The organism is Phytohabitans sp. LZ39 (assembly GCF_059359075.1).
Map to the genome: position 1 here is coordinate 142,425 of NZ_JCADBM010000019.1, position 24,365 is coordinate 166,789.

The window sequence follows — 24,365 nt, forward strand, 5'->3', positions numbered from 1 at the left end:
TCCTACCGAGCCAGGACCCGGCCACCGAACAGGGCCAGCGTCTCACCGGTGATGTAACTGCTGTCGGCGTTGCTGGCGAAGAAGAGGAACGCGGGAGCGATCTCCTCCGGCTGCGCCGGCCGGCCCAGCGGTACGCCGTCGGTCTGGTCCCCGTAACCGGCCATTTGCTCGGGGGTACGGCTGGAGGCGTTCAGCGGCGTCCACACCGGTCCGGGCGCCACGCAGTTCACCCGGATACCCCGCCCGATCAGCTCCGTCGCCAGGGACTTGGTGAAGGTGTGGATCGCACCGTTGGTTTCCGCGTACCCGATGAGCGAAGGGTTGCCCTCGAACCCGGCGACCGAACCGCAGTTGATGACGCACCCGCCCGCGGGCAGGTGCGGCAGGGCCGCGCGAGCCATGTAGAAGTAGCCCGACACGTTGGTGTGGAACAGCTCGTGAAGGTCCTCGTCGGAGACGTCCGCCAGCGACGAGTACTGGAACAAGATGGCGGCGTTGTTGACCAGGATGTCGAGCCGGCCGAGCTCCGCGATGGTGCGCTCGACCGCCGCGTCACAGAACGACGAGTCCTTCACGTCGCCGGTCAACACCAGGCACCGCTGTCCCTCTTTCTCCACCAGCTCCCGGACGTGGTCCGCGTCCTCCTGCTCGGCGGGCAGGCAGACGATCGCCACGTCCGCGCCCTCCCGCGCGAACAGGACGGCGACGGCGGCGCCGATGCCGCTGTCCCCGCCGGTGATCAGCGCCGTGCAGTCGGTGAGCTTCCCGGACCCGCGCAGCGCGGTCGCCTGGTTACGCGGGCGAGGATCCATCCTCGCGTCCAGCCCCGGTCGCGACTGGGACTGCCCGCGAAACGGCGGCGCGGGCTGCTCGACAACTCTGTTCATGACAAAACGCCCCCCGTCAGTCGTCCCGCGCGGATGCCCGTCGCCGCACCGGCTAAACCTGACCGCCCGTTCGAGGGCGCCGCGCGGCCGGCTGTCACTGTGATGGCCAGCCCCTCGCGATGGCCGGGCCCTCGGCAAGGTCGCGATCCAGGTCGCCCGACAGAAGCAAAGTGCCGTATAGCCCGATGGCTATACGGCCGGCTCTTCCGCGTCGGTGACCCCTCCGGTCAGGAACAGGAAGCACGCGAAGCGGCTTACGAACAGGCGATGCGCGACATGGGGCCGCCGCGGATGTTCCGGATGGGCCCGGACGGCAAGATGCAGGAGGTCAGCTGGGCCGCACTCGAAAAGGATCATCCGCCCGCTGTGCCGTGACTCTTGCGACTTCGCGGTTGGCCACCGTGAGGAAGAAGCGGAGTTCCTCGTCGGCATCGGCATCGGCATCTGGGCGTCGAGAAGTTCGACTTCGAGGTCGGCGAGGCGTTTGTCGAGGAAGCGGTTGTTCGAGCGGGCTGCCTGCGGCTTCTGTTCGAGGACACGGTTGACCTCGGTGAGCCGGCGGAGACGCTGTTTGAGCTCGATAGCGGTGGCCACGAGCTTCTTGGCGTCGGTGTTCTGGTAGAGGAAGGTGCGAGACGCGCCGGCTCGGGGCCGCGACCGCGGGATAGGCGATCGGGGTTCGCTCGCGGCGAATGGTGCGCTGCGTCGTGTCGATGCGACAGCGCGCGCCGTCCACCCTGTTCGCGGCCGGTCCTCGGTCACCTCGTCCGTGCAATAGGCACGTCAGGCCGGGGCGGGCTTCGGACGCGCGCCTGGCCGGCGGTAGCGATCACCGGGTGGTGGGCTGGAAATCTCCGTCGCATCGATGCAGCGGGAGCCTTGCGGCGGCCGCGATGTGCCCGATGGCCCGCTCCATAGGCGATGACTCATCGATGATGTGCTCGCCGTTGACTTCTCGGTGCGCTCGCCACGAGCCCCGCGCTGCTCTCTGCCTATCCAAGGCATCCACTCACAGCAAATCACCAAGCATCCACGACCAGGGCGGGTCCCGAACTCACGCCCGACGAAACCCGCGGGCAGGTACCGGGACCCAAACTCCCGCTCAAACGGGACCGCTACTCGCGCTCAGAACCACGACGCTGTAGGTCCGGTGCCCCGGCCGCCGCTGCTCATGTTCGGCACCCAACCGGCACCAGATAACGAAGAGGGAGCGCCACGCCGCTCCAGAGCTCTTCGCGCCCACCACGCGGCTAGGGAAAGTTCGCGGATTCGTTGGGTCACAGCGGGCCCGCGAGACGCGACGATCAGGCTGCTTCAGCCGACGGCGCTGGACGTCACCAGTTTTCCGAGAGGACGCAATAGATGCGAAGAGTCCTGGCCCTGCTCGCCTCGCTGGCGGTCACCGCGGGCCTGACGGTGGCCGTGGCAGGTCCCGCCCGCGGCGGCACCGAGAACACAGCGGTCCTCGTCCCCGGGGACGTGCCGGTGCGGGCCGCGCCGACGTCGGTGGGCACGTTCCGGGTGACCGGGACGGGCCGGTCCGCACAGGCTCTGGACGAGGCGACGATGCAGGACCTGACCACGTTCGCCAAGCAGAACGGACAGGACCTGTCCGCCGTCGTCGCGGCGCACCAGGGCATCCACGAGTTCAGTGCCTACACCACCAAGCTGGAGGAGACCGCGCCGGACACGTTCGTACGGGCCGGCCTGGGCACCGAGGGCGCCGGCAACTGGGTCCAGTTCACCGCCAAGCCGGGCGCCGACATCGTCGCCGATCTGGCGCGGCTGCCGGTGGACACCGAGGTGCAGTACGGTGCGCCGGCAAGCTCGAAGGAGCTGGCCGACCTGGCCTACACACTCATTACCTCCTTGGCCGCGCGCCCGGACGTCATCCGGTCGGCGGGGACCCGCTACGACCACGAGCGACGCGTGCTGCGTCTGCTGTACGCGCCGGTCGGGGGTGCCCAGCTGAGCAGGCAAGGCTCGGTCGTCCAGGAGGCGCTGACCGCGGGCACCGCCGGGGGACAGCTTCCCCTCGAGGTCGTGCCCGAACTCGACGCCGACCGGACCGCGGTCGCCGAGCGAACCGTCGAAGGCGGCAGGGACCTCAACCTGGGCAACGGCGACGCCCACTGCACCGCCGGTTTCACCGCGATCCGCAACGGCAACCGGGGTGTGCTGACCGCGGCGCACTGCAATAACGCGCTCCGGTATGGCAACGCCTCGGGAGTCATCAGCACCCACCCGGGCCAGAGCTCGAACGACGCGACCGATCTCCAGTTCCACCGGACCCTAACCGAGAACGGCCACTCGACGAACAAGCAGTTCCGGGCGACCGGCCGGCAGGCCAGCGGAGACCGGACGGTGACAGCCGTCGCCAACGCACCGGTGGGCTCGGCCGTGTGCCACTGGGGCCGGAAAACCGGCTACGACTGTAGCTACGTCGAGGACACCGACACCTGCCAGTCGATGCTGGTGAATGGCGTCATCCATCGATACTGCGGTCTGGATGTCACCCGTCAGGACATTTCGGCAGGTGGTGACAGCGGCGGCCCTTGGTACCTCGGGAACACCGCCCGGGGCGTCCACAGCGGAGCCCAGGATTCCGTGGAAAGCTACTTCACCCGGATCGGTCGGGTACGGGTCCAACTCAACGCCACGGTATTGCAGAACTAGCTGAGAACTAGCTGAGTCGTTCGGCACACCGGGTATCACGGATACTCGGTGTGCCGAGCCGCGCCCGGCCGCCACCGACCCGGTCGAGTCCGAAGGCGCGGTTCGCCGGGCCCTGGGCCCGGGGGACGCGCTGTCCCCCGGGGCCTTGCGCCCGAGTCAGGCGGTGCAGGCGAGGCTGCGCGGCGCTGTGGTGTGCTTTTCGGAGGTGTCGAAGATTCCGATTACGTCGGTGTCAGTCACGCTTCGCCACTGGCTGACCAGCACCGTCGTGCAGGTCACCCGCGCTGTGGCGCGCTTGCCGGCCCCGCCCCCCGGTGGGACCGTCACCGAGTCGGCGCTTCCGACGTTCACCCATGAGCCGTTCCGCAAGATCTGCAACTGGGTGGTCACGATAGCGAGTGGGTAGTCACAGTCGATCCAGTACCACCAACCGTGGCCCGACGCCGTCCGGATTCCCGGCGCCGTCGAGATGTGGACGAAGTCGCCATCGGTCCCGAACACGCAGAACGGCCCGGCGGACTGAGCGGACGCCGTCGACACCGTCACGGCATCGCGGGTCTTGGCGGCCGATGCGGGAGTTGCGGCGACGGCCGACAGCGACAGCGCCACAGCGATGCTGAGCACGTACAACGAGGTCTTTCTGAAACGCGACATCGGTGCTCCTTCTTCGTCTTGCGGACAACAGTTTGTGCCAACTTGCCTGTGGCAGATAGCGGATGCCTAATAGCTGCCGTTGAAACTGCCGAGCGTTTTCACTATTGGCAGTCGCGAACGCCGGGTTGACTGGAATTTTTGGCGGCAAAGAGGATCTCAGGAACGAACCGGATGCCACCCAAGGGGTTGCCGCCCATGCCGATCACCTGCTGTCTGCCGGGGCAACTCGCCGTCGCGAGGAATTTGTCGGGCTCGCCCCCGACCGACTGGCATGCGGTCGTGTCAGGTGCAGAGGGCTTGGCCGATTAGCTGCCAGTTCTCCTCGGTGCCGGGCGCGCTCTCGCGGGCAATCATGCCGACTGTGTTCGTCAGCCGGCTGACGCCCACCGAGGTCACGCTGACATTGAAGTCCGCGGTCGTGCCGAACTCCTCTAGGACAGTGAATCCGGCCGTGATGACGGTGCCCGTGGGGCTGAAACACGGCACCGAGACGTTCTTGGCGTTGACGCTGGTCGCGTTGGTGCGGTTGCTGAACTGGCGGACCGAAACCTGAGTCGAGTCCGCGCAGATGCCGATGCCGTTCAGCTCGACCGTTCCGTCGTAGCCGCCGGCGCTGCCGTCGATCCGGTAGGAGGTGGGTACATCGCCGCCATTGTTTGACGCGATGCGGGACAGGCGGGTCCGGGGTAGGTTGGCGCCGAAGTCGAAGCCGGAGCTGATGGAACCACCCATGCCGACGAGGACCTTGTTGTTGGGGCAGACGCGCTCGATGTTGACCCGGACGGTCTCGCCACCATCGAGGACGGTCTGCGTGTCCCCGCCGGTGACCACCGCGTACCCCGGAAGTGACGACTGCGGTGCGCAGACCGCCGTGGCGGAGAACGACCAGGCGGCCGACACGCCCTCGGCCGGCTCGGCCGCGCGGAACCGCACGAACGAGAACTGCGGGTAGATGGCCAGGATGCGCACCTGGTTGTTACCGGTGATCTGCATGTCCCCGCCCAGCGCGGTCGTCCCGTTCGGGCAAGGGACGTCGAGTGTCTTGCTCGAACTGGAATTGCTCGCCGTCTGGCCGGAAGCGGTGGTGAGGCCGACGATGGCAGCCGAGGCGCTGCCAGGGGTGACCACGACCAGCGCTGCGGCTCCGGCGGCCACCAGCGTCGCGGCCAACGCACGGCGGCGAAGGCGCACGGACGGCGAGCCTACCTGGGATCGGTAGGGGATGACGCGTGGAAAGCGCATTTTCGTTGTTCCTTTCTATTCACGGACGACTATCACGGGCCGGTTGTTCACAGCCGGCTGTCTTCGCGGTAGTAGGCGGCGTAAATCGGCGACCCGGGATACATCAGCGTGTTGCCGTCAGGACGCAGCTCAGGGTCCCGGGGTACGTCGCCTGCACGCACCGTACGCAACGGCGTTCACAGAACCTGCATCGCTCCTGCATCCTCGAGCACTCACGATCACACGTTCTGAATAGCGCTCTCGGCGCATGTGGCGCCGATGTCCGATCCGCCGGTCTCGATCTTCACTCGTTCGGATAGCGCAGGAGACAAACCTCAGTGGCACACGGACACGCTTAAGTGGCAATGGACACCTCGCTGGGTGGTTGCGACGAGCGCGGCGAAGCGGATCGGTGGTGCACCGCACGAGGACCTGGCACGGCTGAGGGTGAGTCAGGATCGGTGTACGGGGACCGATGTCTGTCGCTCGGCCGCGCAGATCTGGCGGGACGACCTGCTGGCGGTAGGTGTTCTGTGCGGTGTTGTAGACCGAGGCGGCGGCCAGCAGCCCGCTCCACCCGGTGATGAGCGACCGCATCGTCGGCGGCGAGCCGCCGGACGCGTTGGTCCGCCCAACGGGTCAGTTCTGGGCTGATTTGAGCGGGAGCCGTATCAGTCGTGGTCAGTCGGCCCGGTCGCGACGCCGCCGTGTGGCTGGCCGAGTTCGTCCAGCCGCTGGTGCCTCGATCCCGGGCTCTGTCAGTGGCCGAGGCCCGCGTCGCGGGCTTTGATGATCGCTTCGGCGCGGCTGGCGACTTGGAGTTTGGCGAAGACGCTGGAGATGTGGTTGGCGACCGTGTTGGGTGAAACGCGGAGGCGGGCGGCGATGGCGGTGTTGCCGAGGCCGGCGGCGATCAGGTCGAGTACCTCCCGCTCGCGCGGGGTGAGTGACTCGAATGGGGTGTCCGGCGGGCGGGGTCCGGACAGGTAGGCGATCGCCCGCTGCGCGATGCCCGGGCCGAAGACGGCGTTGCCGGCCGCGACGCCGGAGATCGCTCGGATGATGTCTTCCGGGTCGGCGCCTTTGAGCACGTAGCCGAGCGCGCCGGCCCGCATGGCGGCGAAGACCGAGTCGTCGTCGTCGAACATGGTCAGCATCAGCACCGCCACGCCGGGCGCCTCGCGGGTGACCTTGCGGGCGGCCTCGATGCCCGAGCCGTCCGGCATGTTGATGTCCAGGACCAGGACATCGGGGCGCAGGGTGACGGCGGCGCGGACGGCTTCGCGTCCGGTCGCGGCGGTGCCGACGATGGTGTATCCCTCGACGGCGCCGAGCAGTGCGCGCAGCCCTTCCCGGACCACCGCGTGGTCGTCGGCGACCACCACCCGCACGCTCATCAGCCACCTCCGCGGCCCAGTGGGATTGTCACGTGGACCCGGCCGCCGTCCGCGCCCGGCCCGGCGACGCAGTGGCCGCCGAGCTCGGCGGCGCGCTCGGTCATCGAGGTGAGGCCGACGCCGCGGCGCCAGGCGGCGGTGCCGTCCGCGCCGTTGTCGTCGACCGTCAGCGTGAACGCGGCTGGCTCGGCGCGGAGCGTCACCGTGGCCCGGCTGGCCCGCGAGTGCCGTACGACGTTGGTGAGCGCCTCGGTCGCGATCCGGTACGCGGCCACCTCGACCGCGGCGGGTAGCGGGCCGAGCGGCTCCGCGGCGTCCACGTCTATCCGTAGTGGACGATCGTCGGGCCGGCCGGCGAGAGTGGCGGCGTGCTCGCGTAGCGCGCCGGTCAGGCCGAGCCCGTCGAGGGCCGGCGGGCGCAGCTCGTTGACCAGGCGGCGGATGTCGTCGATCGCGGCGGTGGTCTGGGCCCGCAGGCCGGCGAGAAGGGCCACCGCGCGGTCCGGGTCGGCGGGTACGAGCCGTCGGGCGGCGTCGGCGTTGAGCACCACCCCGGTCAGTGCCGGCCCGAGCCCGTCGTGCAGGTCCCGGCGGAGCCGGCGGCGTTCCTCCTCGCGCGCGGTGACCAGCGCCTCCCGGGCCTGCCCGAGGTCGCGGGCCAGCAGCGTCGCGCGGACGGCCACCGCCAGTGAGGCGCAGAGCAGGTGCAGCAGCCGCTCGTCGGCCGGGTCCAGCCGGCTCTCCCCGGCCCGCAGTCCCACGGTCAGCTCGCCGACCGGCTCCCCGCCCTGTACCAGCGGGATGGCCTGCCGCAGCGACGGCGCCGCACCGTGGGCGGCGAGACGGTGGTCGCCTGCGGTGATCTCGGCGGAGGGCAGGCGCATCACGACGCACAGCGCCCGCAGCGCGCCGTCCAGGCCGCTTCCGCCCGGGTCGCCCAGGCGGGCGCCGACCTCGGCGATCGCGCGCACGGGGTCGCGGCGGGCGCCGTAGAAGATCCGGTCGACGCGGCGCTGCAACCACAGCCGCGCCGGGTGGAACGCGCCCGCGATCAGCAGCGTGGCGAGCACCGAGCTGCCCAGCCCGACCTGCCGGCGCAGCGCTGAGTCGAGGATTGTGACGAGGGCCGCGTACACGGCGATCACGCCGGCGGTCAGCACCAGGTAGAGCACCGACCGGGAGACGACGAGGCGGATGTCCAGCAGCTGGTGGCGCAGGATCGCGACCATGATGGCGAACGGAACCAGCGCGATCGAGTAGATGGACAGCCAGCTGTCGACGTTCAGGAGGTCGGAGACGGCGAACGAGGCCACCATCACCAGCGCGCCGAGTAGCAGCCACAGCAGCTGGCGGCGTACCCGCTCGTCGCCGCGCCGGTACCGGAGGGCGAGCGAGGCGAGCGCCGCCAGGTAGACGGCGGTGCCGGCGAGGGTGGTGACCGCGCCGACCCAGGCCAGCTGGTCGGCGCCGGCGCTGAGGTAGCCGGTGACGCCGTACTCGTCGCTGGTGAGCGTGTGCGCCGGTATCACGGCCATGGCGGCGAAGAGCAGGCCCGCGGCGGTGGCCAGCCCGGCGGCGGCCCGCCATGCCCGGCCCAGCAGCCGCCCGTCCGGGAAGGTCAGCAGCACTACTGGTAGCACGACGGTGACGGTCCAGGTCCAGGCGAGGTTGGTGACCGTGGCCAGCAGCCGCCAGCCCGCGGCGGTCTCCCCGGGCTCGGTGCCGGCGGCGAGCACGGCCGCCCCGGCGGCGCTGGTCGCGTAGCAGATCCCGCCGGCCAGCAGCAGCCAGCCGATCGGGTTGCCGGGGCGGTGGCGGGCGATCGGCCAGCCCGCGACGGCCAGCGCGAGGCCGAGCGTGGCGTTGCTGACCGCGAAGCCGTCCATCAGCGCGCCGAAGCTCAGCTCGGACACCCACCCGGCCACGACGGTGACCGCGACCTCGGCGAACGCCAGCCCGAGCAGCAGCCCGGCGGCGGTCGTGGCGCGGCGGGTGGTCGTCATGCCACTCATCATGCGGCTGCGGCGGGTCCGGCACGTAGTGGCTGGCCACTACGCGGCCCGGGAGAAGCTCCCGGGTGGCCGATGAGTTTGCAACCTCCCAGCTGGTGCCGTCCGGCAGGGATCGTGAGGCCCGTCGTCAAAATCCCGATGGGAGAACCTCAAATGTCCCGTACCTCTTCGGCGGACGTTGCCGTGCTGGCAGACGTGCGCGGCTTCTGGCGGGTGCTGCTCGCGGTCATCGCGCCGCTGCCTATGCTCGCCAAGGGCGTCTACTACCTGATCACCCCGGTCGAGGGCGGTGCGAGCTTCGACGAGACGCTCGCCGCGTTCACCGCGCACGAGCGCCTCGCCGGCGTGCTGATGTGGCTCGACGTGGTGTTCGTAGTCGGGCTCGTCCCGGCCACGTACGCGGTCGCCTGGGTCGCCCGCCGCGGCGCGCCCCGCCTCACCACCGCCGGCGCGCTCATCTCGCTGCTCGGCTTCCTGGCCGGCGTGGCGCTGCTCGGCGGCGTGATCACACCAGCGGCGGCCACCGTACGCCACGACCTCGACCCGGCCGCGATGGCCGCGTTCAGCGACGCCATCGAGGGCGAACCACTGATTGGCATCGCCGGGCTGCTGTTCATCACCGCCGTGGTCATCGGCCTCGGCCTGCTCGGCGGAGCACTCTGGCGCAGCCGGTACGCGCCCGCGTGGGCCGGCATCGCCATCATGGCCGGCGGCATCACCCACCCGTTCCTGCCCGGTTCACTGGCGCAGGGAATCGGGCTGCTGGTCGCGGCGGCCGGCTTCGCCGGCGCGTCGTACGCGCTGCTACGCACGCCGGACGGCGGCTTCGACCTGCCACCGGCCCGCGCGTCCTGACAAGGTGACGGCCGTGGCGATTCATTGACCCTGCGGGGACGGTGTCTCGCCACGGCCGCGCGGGGAGGGTGCGGCGAGAGCGTCGGCGAGCGCCTGTGCCAGCCACCGCTCGTATTCGTGGGGCGACCAGCCACGGTCGTTGACGAGTAGTTCGTAGACCTCGGGCGAGATCAGCATCCAGACGATGTCACGTGCGCGGTCCGGGTCGAGGTCGGTGCGTAGGCCACCGGTGGCGACCAGCTGGCTTACCATGACACCGGCGCCGACGAGCCGCTCACCGTTGACGGTCGTGCGGAATTGGGTCAGCTCGGGGTCGCCGCCCCGGGCAGCGGCGAGCAGCTTGGCGAGCATCGGTCCCACGCGTTCGCCGATCTGGCGGGCCGCGGAGGCGTATCGGGCGAGCTTGTCGCGGGGGTTGGTGGCGGCGACCACGGCCTGGATCTCGGGGCGGTCGATCATCGGGATGGGCTCGTCGTCGCCGGCAAGCGTGACGTCGTACACGGCCTTGATCAGCGCCGTCTTGGTCCCGAAGGCCTTCTTGACGGTCTCGGCCGATACCCCGGCGCGCGCGGCGACGTCGCGCATGGTGACCGCTGCCGGGCCACGTTCGGTGAGCAGGTCGCGGGCAGCGTCCAGGACACCGCGGCGAGTGAGCCGTGCCAGCTCGGCGCGGCGGGTGTTGTCGTATGCCCGACGAGACATTGCATACCATCCACGAGTATTGAATACTTGCTTAGTGCATCTGATATTACAGAGGGGACACCATGCGCACGATCGACAGTGACGTCTGTATTCGATCCATGACGATCTTGGCCTCCGGTGACCTCGACGAGTTGACCCGGGTAGTCCACCCGGAGGCGGTCAACCGCGAGGCGAAAGACGAACCACCAGCCTGCCGCGGGCGAGGTCCGGGCGCGTTCGCGGCCACCGCCCGCTGGCTGCGAGCCGCGTTCGCGGATCTGGCCTTCGACATCCACGACGTCGCGGCCGACGGCGACCTGGTCGTCGTGCACTGCACCATGTCTGGTCGCCAGGTCGGTACGTTCCTGGCCTACGACGAGCACGGCGAGGTCGCCCAGGCCTTTCCGTCGAAGGGCCGCACGCTGGCGGTCACCCAGACACACTGGTTCCGGACCAGAGACGGTCAGGTCGTCGAGCACTGGGCAAACCGCGACGACCTCGGCATGGCCACCCAGCTCGGCTGGGTGCCGCCCACACCGGCATACCTGTGGCGGATGACCCGCGCCAAACGGCACGCGCGTCGCCAGCCGACCCACTAGGTCACGTCTGGGCCAGGACAGCCCAGCCTGCCCATCCCTGTCCGGCCTCGAACGGTTCGACGCCGAAGCCGGCACGCAAGTCGCTCTTCGGTGCGGCGATGCCCAAGACGCGATCCCGGCGTTGGCCCTGAACGCCCTGTCGCCGGCGAGTCGTGCGGACCGCTCAGCCCGATGCCGCGGGCCGCCTTGAGGGCAGCCGGTGCGTCGGCAGTCAGGCGTCCCGGCTGCGGGCAGCCGGGGTTCCCGGCGTCCGGCACACGGCTCGCTCGGCCATGGCCACCAAAGTGCCGATCGCCTCGTCGATCGTGTGGCCGCGGCCGGTCACCAGCAGGTCGAGGCTCTCGAAGCTCGTCAGCACCCACAGCACGTCGACCGCCTCGTCGACGGTGAGCCCCTCGCGCAGCTCACCCTCCCGCTCGAGGTGCTCGGCCAGGCTCTGCATGCCGGCCCGCCGGTCGGTCTCCATGTGGCGAACGGCGCCGCCGGCGGACTCGGGGTCCAGCCGGTCCATTGCGTGCAGCACGCGATAGACCGCCAACTCCTGGCCCTTCATCCGGCTGGCCGCCCGGATACCATCACGCAGGTGGTCGCGCGCGTTCGTGGCCTCCACCGCCCGGCCGAGCGCGGCCAGCCCGGTGCGCTGCCAGAGATCGACCACGAACGCGTCGAACAGCCCCGACCGCGAGCCGAAGTCGGTGTAGATCGTCGACCTCGACACCTTGGCCAGCTCAGCCACCCGCCCCAGGCTGGGCTGCTCGGTAGGCGCCTCACGCAGGCACTGGCCGACCGCGTCCAGGATCCGACGCCTCGTCTCCTCCGCGGCCTCGGCGCGCAGCACCTGCTCGTACTTCCGGGATGCCATGACCCCATCATGGCATATTCATCCGACAGGCAGTCCACTCAACTGCCGCCCGGGAAGCCGGTGCGACGTTTCGAATCAGGTGTAGCGCAGTTTCCACCAGGCGATTCCGTCGGCGAAGTCGGTGGTGTCGTTGGTGAGCCGGCCTGCGGTGACGGCGAGGTCGGGCTGGGGCCGGCGGCGGCCGCGGTGGTGGTCAAGTGACTCGGTGTGTGGTTCAAGGCGCGAACGGGTCGGTGTCGTCGCGGCAGGTGGCGCCTGCCGGTGGCAGGGTGACGCCGTCGGTCAGGTAGGCCAGGGCCGGTCCGACCAGGCACGGGTTTCCGGAGGTGAGGCTGGCGTGGCCGTCGGCCTGGTGGGTGAGCAGCCGCGCGTTGCCGAGGTCGGCGACGAACTGCCGCGCGCCGGCGTACGGTGTCGCGGGGTCGTGTGTGTTGCTGATGACGAGGATTGGTGCGGCCCGGTCGGGGTTGTGGATGCGGCCGCGGAACGCGTCGTCGTCCTCGACCGGCCACAGTGCGAGGTCGAGGGTGACCAGCCCGTTGACCCACCAGAAATGCGGGAACATCCGGTAGGCGTGGACGCTGTCGCGGACGTAACCGGCCACCGGTCCGCGGGGAAACCGCTGGTCGACGGCGAGCACCGCGAACTGCTGGTCGTAGGTGCCGAAGCCGTCCTGCTCGTCCAGAAAGTCGAGCATTGCTGACGGCTGGCCGGCCGTCGCGGCGGTGAGCGCTGTGGCGAAGTCGCGCCACAGCCGCGGCGTGTACATCGCCGCCAGCGCGGCCTGGCGGACGTCGTCTCCGCTCAGCCGGGGGTGTGCCGGGTCTGCGGTGGGCAGCGGCTGGCCGTCCAGCCGTGCCAGCAGCGTGTCGAAGGCGTCCTCGGGGTCGGTGCCGCCGAATCCACACCGCGGTCCGGCGGCCGCGCAGCGGGCGAAGAAGCGGTCGAGCTCGTCTTCGAAGGCGGCTGACTGCTCCTCGCCGCTGTCGATCGGGCGATCGCGTCCGGTCCGTACGTCGTTGGCGCTGGCGAGGACCATGGCCCGGACACGGCCGGGAAACATGCTGGCGTAGGTGGCGCCGATGTCGGTGCCGTACGAGATGCCGATAGCGGTGAGCCTCTGGTCGCCGACGGCCCGGCGCAGCAGGTCGACGTCGCGGGCCACGTTGGCGGTGCTCATGTGCGGCAAGATCGTGCGGTTGTGGCGGAGGCAGGACAGTCCGTACGCGCGTGCCGTGGCGGCGTACATGTCGGGCTCGACGGCGTCTGGACGGGCGAAGAACGAGGGTGGTGTCGCGTGGCAGTCGACGGCGGGTCGGCTCGCGCCGGTGCCGCGCTGGTCGAAGCCGATCACGTCGAAGCGGCCCAGCAGCGCCAGCAGTTGCGGCGGCGAGTTGCGCAGCACCTGTACACCGGACTGGGCGGGCCCGCCGGGCAGTTGGAACAGCGAGCCGATGCGATGCGCGGGGTCGGCGGCCGGCTTGCGGATCAGGGCGATGGTGATTGTCGGTCCGTGCGGGTCGTCGTAGTCCAGCGGCACACGAGCGTCCGCGCATTGGAAGCCGTCGCCGCAGTCGATCCAGCGCAGCACTGGCGCCGCGTGCGCGGCCGTGGTGTGCGTGCCCACGGCGAGCGCGCCGAGCAGGGCCAGGCAGCCGGCGGCGGCGCGGCGCAACAATGCTTTCACGGTAATGCCTTTCCAGGGTTGATTGGGGCGGCCGTCATCGCAACTCCTTGCTGTCGGGGCGTCGGCTTCGCGCGGGGCGTCGGCCATAGGTACGGCCGAGCCGGGCGCCCGCCGAGGACACAGTGGACATCGAGTTCTCTCTACTTAGGACCGTTCAGAACTCCGTCATGTCGTGCCGAGGCCGTACCGTTCGATGACGCCGGCTAGCCAGTCGGGCTCGGCGAACCGCAGCCCGTAGCGCTCGGCGATGGCGGGGCCCTGCGCTGCGGCGCTCTCCGGGTCGCCGACCAACTCGCTCACCTCGCGGAAGAAGTGTTCGAACCCGGCCGGACTGATGATCTCGATCATGCGCGCGGGCACGCTGCCGGCGTTCCACATCGCGTGGTACTCGCCGCGCGGCTTGGTGATGTAGCCGCCGGCGCCGAGGACGACCTCGCGGTCGCCGGAGCGGAATCCGATCTCGCCCTCCAGGACGATCGAGAACTCGTCTTCGAAGGTGTGCAGGTGGGGCGGGACCAGCGCGCCGACCGGGAACGGGTGCTCGACGACCGACAGCGCGCCACCGGTGTCGCGGCCCCAGAGCTTGAACTGCACGCCGATGGCGCCGAGGTCTCCGGTCAGGCCCTCGCCGGGCCGGACGATCGTCAGCGGCGGCGGGTCTGGTGGTGTCATGTGTGAGCCCCTCAATATCATCGAACACGCTGTACGGTGAAATGATGAGGCCGGGCTGACGAGACGTCAACCAAATTGAGCCAACATGGAGTACCGCGAAAATCCGCGACCACCAACTGGCTGCGGATCATCGAGGTGGTCGGTCCATCCCCGGTCGGCCGCATGGCGCGCGTCTCAGGCAAATTGACTTGACAGCATGTCCGACGAACCCGGACACTCGTTTTCACCGTACAAGATGTCTTCTGAAAAGAGTTCAATGACATGGCTCACCGCAACGCCTCGTCGCACGACCACGACGTCGTGGTCGTCGGCGCTGGACCGGCGTTCTTCGCGGCCAACGACACGAACCTCATGGCTGCCGGCAGCTACCTGTCGGCGCTCGACGTCCTGCGGCGCTGTTCTCGCGGGTGGGCTGGCCTCGCTGATGCGCCGCGACTGGCGCGCGCCGCTCGTGCTCGCCACCGGGCTGGGGAACGCCCTCGCCGTCGGCGTGGGCTGGGAGCTGGCCGCGACCCGCGCGGGGGAGGGACTCGACCCCGAGCTGGCCCGGCTGGCCTTCGACCTCGGCAACCTGTCGTTCGCCACGGCCTGGGTAGCCCTCGGAGGGTTCACCGTCGTGACCGGCTGGCCGCCGCGGGCCCGTGTGGAACATCAGCCTCGGCAGGGCGTACTTGCGGGCGTTGCCGTTGGGCCCTCGGCCGTTCGCTGAACAGGCCGTGCCGACAACACTCGACCCAGTGGACTCCGCGAGACTGCGGTGGCGGGCCATACCGCCGGGTGACCCGCAGTGTCAGCCGGAGCCAGGGACGACCGAAAGCTACGGATCACCCAATAGTCCACCATGGACATGAGAAAGGCTCTGATCCGGAACGAAGCACCAGGTCAGAGCCTGATCACTTGTGCGCCGCCGGGGACTCGAACCCCGAACCCGCGGATTAAGAGTCCACAGGGGACGGTCAACTTCGTGATTTCCTTACAGCACAAGGAAAATCCAACGAAGCGCCCGTCAGCTGTCCGTAAGTCCAGCGAGGTATGCGCTGGTCCGGGCCTAGATTGCGAACGATGACCGCGAGGTGAACGGCTGGACCGAAGCAGAATCCAGGTGACGGGCGGCGGATCCGTCCAGTGTCGCGAACGTCCGAGCGACCACGGAGCGACCCACCCCGCCTGGCAATCGCTGCGGCAGCGGCGTGGCGGCTGGTAGTTTCGCCACAATCGCTCCGATGCGGCTGGCTGACGGATCCGGATTGGCCGCCCGCACGGTGTGGCTCGCTGCGTGGCCACGAGGTGCACCGCCTCGGCGGTCATGAGCTACAGGAGCGATGGGGCCCCAAGCCGCAGCAGACGTCCAGCGACGCCTCACCGCCTTCTTCGACGCCCTTGCTACGCGTCAGCGCCCCACCTCACCAACGGCACAGCACGGGGCGAGTGCTGCTCGTATCAGGTCCTTTGTGCGCCCCGGCCCGCGGTGGCCACGGCCAGTTCCCGACCCACACCACCGACCTGGGGGAGGTCAGGGGCGGTCTGTGCTCCAAAGGACTTGCCCCGTCCGCTCGGTCAGCCGCGCGGTCGTAGAGGAGTACCACCTGCCGGGGGGGTGGCGTAGCGAAGCTCACGACGCCGGCGCCGAACCCCTCGTGCAGGCGCACCCTATGCGCGGACACGGTCAAGATCGGCCAAACCGCATGGACCGCTGGCGCAGACGGGGCCCGGGTCAGAAGCGGCGAGCAACGCGATGCAGGCTTGGCCCATTTCAGGGTTGAGGACCGCGGTAGACGGTGGCGATCAAGCCGCAAGGATCTGGTGGAACTGCGAGCAGAACGTGCCGTACGTCTGTTCGGCGGCCGTGGCAGCCGTTTATTTGGCCCGAAGTGAGTTGGGTCCTCACTGACGTTGGAACTGTCCACCGCCGCTGCGCACGGCCTGCCGCAAGAGGTGATGCCTCTGCCAAGCGTTGTGCTGCTGGAACGGATCCAGCGAACAGGCGTTACGCCGACCATGAGGCGTACGCACGAGCCACGGGCTGGCCCTATAAGCGGTTCGGCACGCTACCCATTGGCAATGGCCGACGGCAGCAGGGTGGGCCGCGGTGGTGGAAGAGATGCGATTCGGATCGATGTAGCAGAACAAGGCGCACAGCGCGGTCGTCGACGATGCGATGCACTCACGGCCGGACCGAACACGACCCAAACGAAGCTCAGTCACCGAAAGTATCGAGCTGATCGCGTCAGGTAAGTAGGATGGTCAGTACCGTCAAAGTGGCGGCCACCTATAACGTTAACTGACGGGATCCCGTATTTTCGTGCTCCATTGAAAGACGGTCAAGCAGGCGGGCATGACGAAACTGATAGACGGGCCCGGCGGTCCGGAGCACTCCGCGCCTGTGAGCATCCTCTAGGAACCTCATTAACCGGACCGGCCCATACCCGGCAAGAAAGATCTGAAAGAACGCTAACCGGGCGTCCCAACTACGTACGAATGTCAGGGCTATAGCTATCCCACCCGCCCCTGCGGCGACCAAGCCGATCGTTAATCCGCGGACGACGCCGCTCAACAAGATGAAGACAACGCCAATCAAGATCCCGCCGGCCGCACCAAAGACGATCCCTACTACGACGCCGGTCATTCGATCTCTCCGCCAGCTCGTAATGGGATCCATGGGGTTGCCGGCGTCGGCGTACGGCGCTGACGTCAAGATAGAAACCGCTGTCGCGAGATAGAATGAGATAGTCGTAGAAATTCCACATGAAAAGCCGAGGGCAGCATCACCCGCGACTCCAAACAGAAGACCGACAACTACTCCGTACCCAAGACCTGTAACCCAGCCGATCATCCGCAATCTGCTGTTTCCGGGCGAACCAATCGCGTGCCAGCGGATCGGCGCGAGCCGTACAGGGCGGTCCTCAGGGCGCCACTCGGCGAAGGCACCAACTAGTGTCCCTGTCGCCAACCCAGCCGCGCCGGCGACAGGCGCAAGATCGAGGCCGAAAGCTGACGCAGCCACGACGGCAAAGACCGATGCGGCCAGAAGCCCATTTGCGACGGCTCGAAAAGCTGCCGGCTGCCAGGTGGGAATAGTCCACCACGCGAAATCGTGTGTGCCGTCTCGGCTCATCCGATAGGCAACGTAGCCTAGCCATCGCTTCGCTTGGGAAACGGTGTATGGAGGCTTCGGGCGGCCATGTCGAGCCATGTAGGCAACTGGGATAACTCTATCCAACAGGAAATCTTCAACGGCGTTGCTGCATGAAAAGCGCTCCGGCTCAAGCAACTCTAGTGTCCCGCGCCAGAAATTCGCCTACAAAATCGGGCGAGTGATTCAAGGATCTCTTCGGCGGTCTTGGTCCAGATGAACGGTCGTGGGTTGCTGTTCCAGTCGGCGATCCACGACCGAATGTCGGCCTCGAGTGACTGGACGCTTTTGTGGGCGCCGCGGCGGATCTTCTGCTCGGTGAGAAATCCGAACCAGCGTTCGACCTGGTTGATCCAGGACGAGCCGGTGGGGGGTGAAGTGCATGTGGAAGCGTGGATGGTTGGCCAGCCAGGCCCGGATCGCCGGGGTCTTGTGAGTGCCGTAGTTGTCGCAGACCAGGTGCACATCCAACTCGGTCGGCACGGCCTTGTCGATCGCGGTCAGGAACTTCTTGAACTCGGTGGCCCGGTGCTGGCGGTGCAGTTCGCTGATCACGGTGCCGTCGGCGATGTTGAACGCGGCGAACAGGCTAGTGATCCCGTTGCGGGCATAGTCGTGGGTACGCCGTTCGGGCATGCCCGGCATCATCGGCAGCACCGGCTGCGAGCGGTCCAGGGCCTGCACCTGGCTCTTCTCGTCCACACACAACACCACCGCCCCTTGCGGCGGGTTGTGGTACAGCCCGACCACATCCACCACCTTCTCCACGAACAGCGGGTCGGTGGACAGCTTGAACGTGTCGGTCCGGTGTGGTTTGAGGCCGAAGTCCCGCCAAATCCTGCCGATCGTGGATTTCGACAACCCGGACCGCTCGGCCATCGACGTACGGGACCAGTGCGTGGCGTTACGTGGCGTCTGTTCCAAGGTCGCCACCACCACCTCTTCGACCTGGTCCAGGGTGATCGACGGCGGGCGGCCGGGGCGTTCCTCGTCGATCAGGCCGTCCAGACGCAACTTCAGGAACCGCCGACGCCATTTGCCCACAGTGGACAAATGCACACCCAGAGCGGCGGCCACATCAGTGTTGGAAGCGCCCTCCGCACACGCCAGGATGATCTTCGAACGCATCGCCAGGACCTGCGCCGACTTCGCCCGACGCGACCATCGGGTCAGCGTCCGGCGTTCCTCACCAGTCAATGTCAACGGCGCGGTGGGACGTCCGGTCCTCGGCACACCACCACCCTACTACTTATCAGGCGAATTTCTGGCGCGGGACACTAGTGCACCGTCTCCAGTTCCCGGACCGGTGGTGCCTCGTCCAGCGGCTCGTGGCCGCCGGGCAGCAGGCGGTCCAGCCACTTCGGCAGCCACCAGTTGGCGTTGCCGAGCAGGGTCATGGTCGCCGGTACCAGCACCATGCGCACGATCGTGGCGTCGACGAAGATGGCGGTGGCCAGGCCGAGGCCGAACATCTTCGTCGACGGGTTGTCCGCGACGGCGAAGGACAGGAAGACCGCCACCATGATGAGCGCGGCCGAGGTGATGACCCGGGCGGTGCCGGAGATGCCCCGCACGATCGCGGTGCGGTTCTCCCCGGTGCGCAGGTACTCCTCCCGCACCCGCGACAGCAGGAACACCTCGTAGTCCATGGACAGGCCGAACAGGATCGCGAACATGAACATCGGGATGAACGACACGATCGGCACCGTGGACTCCAGGCCGATCAGCGCGCCGCCCCAGCCCCACTGGAAGACCGCCACCATGATGCCGTAGGACGCGCCGATGCTCAGCAGGTTCAGCAGCACGGCTTTCAGTGGTACCAGCACCGAGCGGAACACCAGCAGCAGCAGCACGAAGGACAGCGCCAGCACGGCGCCGACGAACGCCGGCATGCGGTCACTGGTCCGCTTCCCGACGTCGGACAGGCTCGCCGCGGCACCGCCGACGTGGGCCTTCGCCGGGCCCGCACCGACCGCGCCGGGCAGGACGTCGGCGCGCAGCCGGGCGACGGTGTCCGTGGTGGCCTTCTCCTGTGGCCCGCTGGTCGGGAACAGCACCAGGGTCGCGATCCCGGTCGCCTGATCGACCTGCGTCCCTGCGACCGACGCGATGCCCCGGTCGGCGGTGACTGCGGTGACGACCCGGTCCAGCGCGCCCGGATCCCCGGCGGTGGTCATGGCGATGATGACGGGACCGTTGGCGCCCGGCCCGAAGCCTTCGGCGACGAGGTCGTACGCCCTGCGCTCCGTCCGGTTCTGCGGCATCGAGCCGTCGTCCGGCAGACCCACCCGCAGGCTGAGCAGGGGCAGCGTCGCGGCGAGCAGAAGCGCGGCGGCACCGACCGCGTAGAGCCCCGGGTGCCGGTTCACGTGCCCGATCCAGCGCACCCACCCGGTGCTCGCGGTGGTAGCGGCGCGCCGCCGGACGACGCGGCGCATCAGCCGGCCCGGGTGGCCCAGGCGGGCACCGGCGAGGCCGAGGAAGGCCGGCAGCAGCGTCACCGACGCGAGCACCATGATCAGCACTACCAGGGCGACCGCGAGCCCGCCGATCGTCATGAACGGCACGTCCGCGACCGCCATGCCGAGGATCGACACGACGACGGTGCCGCCGGCGAACACCACGGGCCGCCCGGCCGTGGCCACCGCCCGCGCCGCCGCCTCGGACGGCTCGACGCCCGCGGCCAGGTACTCCCGGTGCCGGGCCAGCACGAACAGCGCGTAGTCGATCCCGACGCCGAGCCCGACCATGCTGCCGAGCACCGGCCCGAACGTCGGTACCTCGATGAACCTGGCCAGGACCGTCATCGTGGCGATGCCGACGGTCAGCCCGAAGATCGCCATGCCGATCGGGAGCGCGGCGGCGACGAGCGAGCCGAACGCCAGGAACAGGATCGTGGCCGCGGCGAGTAGGCCGACCAGCTCGCCGATGCCGGCGCCGGCATCGGAGAAGGCGAAGAACAGATCCCCGCCCATCTCGATGCGCAGCGGCAGCTCACCGCGCAGCCGTTCCACGGCGGCGACCAGTGCGTCGAGGTCCTTGGCCGACAGCTCGTCCTGCGACGGGTACTGCACCCGGATCAGCGCGATCCGCCCGTCGGCGGAGACCAGACCGGCGCGGACGGCGGCGTCGCCACCGGCGTCCAGCGCCTGGACCGGCTCGCCGGTGCCGAGCACGTGCGGGAGCTGCCGCACCTCGGCCTGCAGCCGGGCCAGCGCCGTCCGCGCGGCACCCTGGTCGAAGAAGCTCACGCCGCCGTCGAGCGGGGTGACGACCACCTGGGCCGTCATGCCGTCCTGGCCGGTGCCGGTCTGCTCGATCAACTCCGCGGCCAGCTGCGAGTCCAGCCCTGGAGCGGTCATCGAGTCGGCGGGCCGCCCACCGAACGCACTCGCGGCGACGACAGCGAGCACGGCGACGAGCAGCCAGGCCGCGATCATCCGCCACGGATGGCGGGCCGCGCCGCCGCCCAGACGGGAAATGGCTTTCGAAAGCATCGGGGTCCTCCAATGACCTCTTCGGCCGCTGTACCCCGGCCGCCGATGCAAAGGCTCGTCGTCGCAGCACCGGCGGGCATCGGCCTGCGAGCCGCAGATCCGTCCCTCCCCGGGCCGAGCGGCCCGCCGTTCTTTCGGCCGATGCGCGCGCCGGTGCGATCCCTAGGCTGGAAAGCGTGCTGACCGATGACCTGCGAAATCTGTGGACCGAGCCGCGGCCCCCCGACGCGCCCGTACGGGTGTGGCGTGACTGGGCGCTGCTCGCCGCGGGACTGGGCACCGCGGTCACCGAGGCCACGCTGCGCGACGACCTCGTGTGGCGGCCGGTGGCCCTCGTGCTCGCCGTCTGGTTGTGCGCGTTGCTCATGTGGCGCCGGACCCGGCCGCTGGCGGCGGTCGCGCTCGGGTTCGGTGCGATAATCCTGCTCGGGCTGTCGTCACTGGTAGCGGACCCGAGCGAGCCGGTCGGGCTGGACAGCAGCGTGATCGTGCTGCTGCTGGTGTATGCGCTGCTCCGGTGGGGATCAGGACGGGAGATCGTCCTGGGTATCGGGATCGTCCTCGCGGCGTTCGTCGTCCAGGCGGTCGAGGACGACATCACCCCGCCCGCCGTGCAGATCGCGGGGTTCGGGTTCCTGTTCATGCCGGCGGTGATCGGGGCGTCGGTGCGGTTCCAGGCGATCGCCCGCGAGCGGCTCCTGGACGGGGTGCGCTCCAAAGAGCGTGAGCGACTGGCCCGGGAGCTGCACGACACCGTGGCCCATCACGTCTCCGCGATCGTCGTCCGCGCTCAGGCGGGCCGGGTGCTCGCCGGCGTGGACCCTGCCGCCGCCGTCGAGGCGCTGGAAGGCGTGGAGGAGGAGGGCGCGCGCACGCTGGAGGAGATGCGGGCCATGGTCGCCGCGCTGCGGGACCGCGGCACCGGCGCCGAGCTGGCCCCCATCGCCAGGGTCACGGACCTGGAGCGGCTGCTGAGCGGCACCGGCGGCCGGCTCCCGATCGACCTGCGGCTCGACGGCGACCTGGACGCGCTGCCAGCGGCCGTGGACGCGGCGGTCTACCGCATCGTGCAGGAGTCGGTGACCAACGCCCGGCGGCACTCCGTCGACGCCAGCGGGATCATCGTCCGGGTCACCGGCGAGCCGGAGCGGATCACGGTTACGGTGCGCAACGACGGGGTCCGCGCCGGCAAGGGCCGCGATGGGTATGGTCTGGCGGGGCTGCGCGAGCGCGCCGCGATGCTCGGCGGCGAGCTGCGGGCCGGGCCGGGCGCCGAGCACGGCTGGCAGGTCGAGGCCGAGCTGCCCCGGGGGAGGACGCACAGTGCAGCCCATTCGCGTCGTCATCGCTGACGATCAGGCCATCATCCGCACGGGGCTGCGGAACATGCTGGACGTCCAGCCCGACATCGAGGTGGTCGGCGAGGCGTCCGACGGGCGCGAGGCCGTGCGGCTCGCCCGTGACCTGCGGCCCGACGTCTGCCTGTTCGACATCCGGATGCCGGTCCTCGACGGGCTGGAGGCCACCCGGCAGCTCGCCGGACCCGGCGTCGCCGACCCCATCGTGGTCGTCGTGATCACCACGTTCGACCTCGACGAGTATGTCTACGGTGCACTGCGCGCGGGCGCCCGCGGGTTCCTGCTCAAGGACGCCGGGCCGGAGCTGCTGGTCCAGGCCGTCCGGTCGGCGGCGGACGGTCAGGCGCTCATCGCCCCGAGCGTCACGGTGCGCCTGCTGCAGGCGTTCGCTGACGTGCCGGTCGGGCGGCCCATGACACAGCCGGTCGTCCCGGTCACCGCCCGCGAGGAGGACGTGCTCATCGCCGTCGCCCGAGGGCTGACCAACGTGGAGATCGCCGACACCCTGCACATCAGTCTGAGCACGGTGAAGACCCACCTCGCGAGCCTGATGGGCAAGCTCGGCGTCCGGAACCGGGTTGAGATCGCGATGTGGGCGTACGAGACCCGCCGCATCGTCCCCGGCGCCTAGCTACTTCGACCTGAAAAGTCGGTGTAGTGGCGGGGCCGGCGTGGGCTGCCGGCGTGCCCGGAGGGCGGGTGGCCGGTTATGCCGTATGCGCGGCTTCCAGGGGTGATTTTGGTCAGGTTGTGGGCGAAGACGGATGACCGCGCTGCACGACCTCACGTACACCCGCCGGGCCCAAGGCGACCTCGATGAAGCCGAGCAGCTGTTCCAGCAGGTGCGGGAGTACCGGTCAGACAAACTCTGCCGCGACCACCCGAACACGTTGATCACTGAGCACAACCTGGCGTGGCTACTGCACGCCCCGGGGCTAGCGTTGCTCGGCGATTTCCCGTGTCGGCTCAGTTGTCTCCGGCCAGATCGTCTTGGCGTAGCGCAGGGCGGGTTTGGCGGTCAGTCCGAACATGGCTGCGATGTGCAGTGGGTCGCCGTCTGCGGCGCGGGCTTCGTCGAGGATGCGGTCCTCGCGGAGCTGTGCGGCAGTGGCGGGTAGGCCCCGGAAGAGACTGGTGAACCAGTAAGCGCTGACCGGGCCGCGTTCGTGGGCGGTGCGGCGGGTCAACATCAGATGGGCGTTGCTGGTGTCGGGCCAGCGGCTGTGCCGGTAGTCCAGGTAATCACTCAACGCCGCTGCCGTGAAGGAATCGAGCGACCGGCTGGTGGCGTCGAGTTTGAGCCGCATGTTGGGCAGGTCGATACGGTCCAGTGTCAGCTGTCGGGCCTGGTGCGGGTGCAGCGCGTGAACGCCAATGAGAGCAACGGCGACCTGTAGTGCCGGGTTGTGTTGGGCGGCTTCGCCGATGGCGTGCAGGGCATGACTGTCCAGTGTGGTGGGTGTGCTGGGGTTCTTGCCGCTGACGCGGACACGTCGGGTCGGGTTGGCGAAGACGAGGCGCTGGGCCTTGAGCCCGCCGAACAGGTCCCGTAGCGCGTTGGCGTCCGATGCCTGGTGGGTTCGTCCATCCAGCCAGGCGACCACATCGTCGCGGGTGACCTGCCGCAGCGTCGTGTAGCGGGCGGCGACGTCGAGCAGGAACGGGCGGGCGGCTGCGAGGAGCGTGAAGGCGGTGACGCGAGGTCTGGCCCGGCGGCGTGGGGTTCCCTGCCGCAGGACCGCGATCCGTGCGAGCTCATCGCGCTGACGGTGCTGGCCTTGACCGGCTCGCCGGGGTCGTGGCAGCTAGCGAGCATCCGCAGACCACGACGGACCTGCTGCAGCGTTCGTGGTGGCCAGCCGTTGTGCTCGGCCAAGGCGTCGGCGTGGCGCAGGGCGAGGTCCAGGAACCGGGGATCGCGAGGTGGATCGAGGCTGCTGGCATGCCGGCAGTCCCGCGGCGGGTCGACCAGGACCAGCTGAGTCCGTTCGGGCGCCGGGACCGATCTGGTCACCACGGTCAATGTCGGTGCCGTGGCGGGTGATGCCGTGGCGTGCGCCGCTGGCCGGCGGGTGCGCAGCGATCGGTGCGTGTCGGCCAGGAACAGCTGCTGCCCGGTGATCGCCGCAGTGGACAGGTCGACGGCGGTCTTGTTGCCCGGGCCGGCGATAAGG

At 69.3% G+C, this 24,365-nt stretch carries 18 protein-coding genes and 2 pseudogenes; 7 read left to right on the forward strand and 13 right to left on the reverse strand.

From position 1 onward, the window contains the following. Nucleotides 1–2: 2 nt before the first annotated feature. Both AC5L36_RS31545 and AC5L36_RS31550 read right to left on the reverse strand, forming a co-directional pair. Nucleotides 3–887: an SDR family oxidoreductase gene (locus AC5L36_RS31545; protein ID WP_441222412.1), complete on the reverse strand. Its 885-nt coding sequence runs from the start codon at nucleotides 885–887 to the stop codon at nucleotides 3–5. 189 nt (nucleotides 888–1,076) lie between these two features. After that, the gene (locus AC5L36_RS31550; protein ID WP_441222413.1) at nucleotides 1,077–1,649 is read right to left on the reverse strand and encodes a hypothetical protein; all 573 of its coding nucleotides are present in this window, start codon (nucleotides 1,647–1,649) and stop codon (nucleotides 1,077–1,079) included. A 600-nt stretch (nucleotides 1,650–2,249) separates the two neighbouring features. On the opposite strand from AC5L36_RS31550, the gene AC5L36_RS31555 reads away from it, so the two are divergent. Then, nucleotides 2,250–3,563 (forward strand): S1 family peptidase, encoded by a 1,314-nt coding sequence (locus AC5L36_RS31555; RefSeq protein ID WP_441222414.1) that lies wholly within the window; start codon nucleotides 2,250–2,252, stop codon nucleotides 3,561–3,563. Between the two features lie 156 nt (nucleotides 3,564–3,719). Here the strand turns inward: AC5L36_RS31555 and AC5L36_RS31560 are convergent, their stop codons facing one another. The 4 genes from AC5L36_RS31560 to AC5L36_RS31575 all read right to left on the reverse strand — a co-directional run bounded on the left by AC5L36_RS31560 (nucleotide 3,720) and on the right by AC5L36_RS31575 (nucleotide 8,838). Further along, nucleotides 3,720–4,217 carry a hypothetical protein gene (locus AC5L36_RS31560; protein ID WP_441222415.1) on the reverse strand — a complete coding sequence of 166 codons (498 nt, stop codon included), beginning with the start codon at nucleotides 4,215–4,217 and terminating at the stop codon, nucleotides 3,720–3,722. A 282-nt stretch (nucleotides 4,218–4,499) separates the two neighbouring features. Then, nucleotides 4,500–5,387 carry a hypothetical protein gene (locus AC5L36_RS31565; protein ID WP_441222416.1) on the reverse strand — a complete coding sequence of 296 codons (888 nt, stop codon included), beginning with the start codon at nucleotides 5,385–5,387 and terminating at the stop codon, nucleotides 4,500–4,502. A gap of 809 nt (nucleotides 5,388–6,196) precedes the next feature. Further along, a complete protein-coding gene (locus AC5L36_RS31570) occupies nucleotides 6,197–6,835 on the reverse strand; it encodes a response regulator (protein WP_441222417.1) in 639 nt (212 codons plus the stop codon). Beyond that, the gene (locus tag AC5L36_RS31575; protein ID WP_441222418.1) at nucleotides 6,835–8,838 is read right to left on the reverse strand and encodes a sensor histidine kinase; all 2,004 of its coding nucleotides are present in this window, start codon (nucleotides 8,836–8,838) and stop codon (nucleotides 6,835–6,837) included. Before AC5L36_RS31575 ends, AC5L36_RS31570 begins: the two co-directional genes overlap by 1 nt. Before the next feature lie 162 nt (nucleotides 8,839–9,000). On the opposite strand from AC5L36_RS31575, the gene AC5L36_RS31580 reads away from it, so the two are divergent. Beyond that, entirely contained in the window at nucleotides 9,001–9,702 is a 702-nt protein-coding gene (locus AC5L36_RS31580; RefSeq protein WP_441222419.1) for a hypothetical protein, read from the forward strand. A gap of 21 nt (nucleotides 9,703–9,723) precedes the next feature. On the opposite strand, the gene AC5L36_RS31585 is transcribed toward AC5L36_RS31580, so the two are convergent. Beyond that, complete coding sequence (locus tag AC5L36_RS31585) at nucleotides 9,724–10,404, reverse strand: TetR/AcrR family transcriptional regulator (protein WP_441222420.1); 681 nt, start codon at nucleotides 10,402–10,404, stop codon at nucleotides 9,724–9,726. 98 nt (nucleotides 10,405–10,502) lie between these two features. On the opposite strand from AC5L36_RS31585, the gene AC5L36_RS31590 reads away from it, so the two are divergent. Beyond that, entirely contained in the window at nucleotides 10,503–10,982 is a 480-nt protein-coding gene (locus AC5L36_RS31590; RefSeq protein ID WP_441222421.1) for an ester cyclase, read from the forward strand. A gap of 211 nt (nucleotides 10,983–11,193) precedes the next feature. On the opposite strand, the gene AC5L36_RS31595 is transcribed toward AC5L36_RS31590, so the two are convergent. From AC5L36_RS31595 to AC5L36_RS31605, 3 genes are all read right to left on the reverse strand, one after another. Beyond that, a complete protein-coding gene (locus tag AC5L36_RS31595) occupies nucleotides 11,194–11,844 on the reverse strand; it encodes a TetR/AcrR family transcriptional regulator (protein WP_441222422.1) in 651 nt (216 codons plus the stop codon). 214 nt (nucleotides 11,845–12,058) lie between these two features. Next, entirely contained in the window at nucleotides 12,059–13,522 is a 1,464-nt protein-coding gene (locus tag AC5L36_RS31600; RefSeq protein ID WP_494909444.1) for an alpha/beta hydrolase, read from the reverse strand. Nucleotides 13,523–13,696: 174 nt separating this feature from the next. Next, on the reverse strand, nucleotides 13,697–14,203 hold the full coding sequence (locus AC5L36_RS31605) for a cupin domain-containing protein (RefSeq protein WP_441222424.1): 507 nt from the start codon (nucleotides 14,201–14,203) through the stop codon (nucleotides 13,697–13,699). Between the two features lie 424 nt (nucleotides 14,204–14,627). On the opposite strand from AC5L36_RS31605, the gene AC5L36_RS31610 reads away from it, so the two are divergent. Continuing rightward, on the forward strand, nucleotides 14,628–14,912 hold the full coding sequence (locus tag AC5L36_RS31610; RefSeq protein WP_441222425.1) for a hypothetical protein: 285 nt from the start codon (nucleotides 14,628–14,630) through the stop codon (nucleotides 14,910–14,912). A gap of 2,564 nt (nucleotides 14,913–17,476) precedes the next feature. Here the strand turns inward: AC5L36_RS31610 and AC5L36_RS31615 are convergent. Both AC5L36_RS31615 and AC5L36_RS31620 read right to left on the reverse strand, forming a co-directional pair. Next, nucleotides 17,477–18,569: pseudogene (locus AC5L36_RS31615) on the reverse strand (IS630 family transposase). Nucleotides 18,570–18,613: 44 nt separating this feature from the next. Then, the gene (locus AC5L36_RS31620) at nucleotides 18,614–20,833 is read right to left on the reverse strand and encodes an MMPL family transporter (protein ID WP_441222426.1); all 2,220 of its coding nucleotides are present in this window, start codon (nucleotides 20,831–20,833) and stop codon (nucleotides 18,614–18,616) included. Between the two features lie 176 nt (nucleotides 20,834–21,009). Between AC5L36_RS31620 and AC5L36_RS31625 the strand changes: the two genes are divergently transcribed. The 3 genes and pseudogenes from AC5L36_RS31625 to AC5L36_RS31635 form a co-directional block, all read left to right on the forward strand. Beyond that, nucleotides 21,010–22,185 carry a sensor histidine kinase gene (locus AC5L36_RS31625; protein ID WP_441222427.1) on the forward strand — a complete coding sequence of 392 codons (1,176 nt, stop codon included), beginning with the start codon at nucleotides 21,010–21,012 and terminating at the stop codon, nucleotides 22,183–22,185. Between the two features lie 34 nt (nucleotides 22,186–22,219). Beyond that, complete coding sequence (locus AC5L36_RS31630; protein WP_441222468.1) at nucleotides 22,220–22,822, forward strand: response regulator; 603 nt, start codon at nucleotides 22,220–22,222, stop codon at nucleotides 22,820–22,822. A gap of 133 nt (nucleotides 22,823–22,955) precedes the next feature. Beyond that, nucleotides 22,956–23,108 (forward strand): annotated as a pseudogene (locus AC5L36_RS31635) (tetratricopeptide repeat protein); the annotation flags it as partial. An 18-nt stretch (nucleotides 23,109–23,126) separates the two neighbouring features. Here AC5L36_RS31635 and AC5L36_RS31640 read toward each other — a convergent pair. After that, entirely contained in the window at nucleotides 23,127–23,795 is a 669-nt protein-coding gene (locus AC5L36_RS31640; RefSeq protein WP_441222469.1) for a hypothetical protein, read from the reverse strand. Nucleotides 23,796–24,365 lie beyond the last annotated feature (570 nt).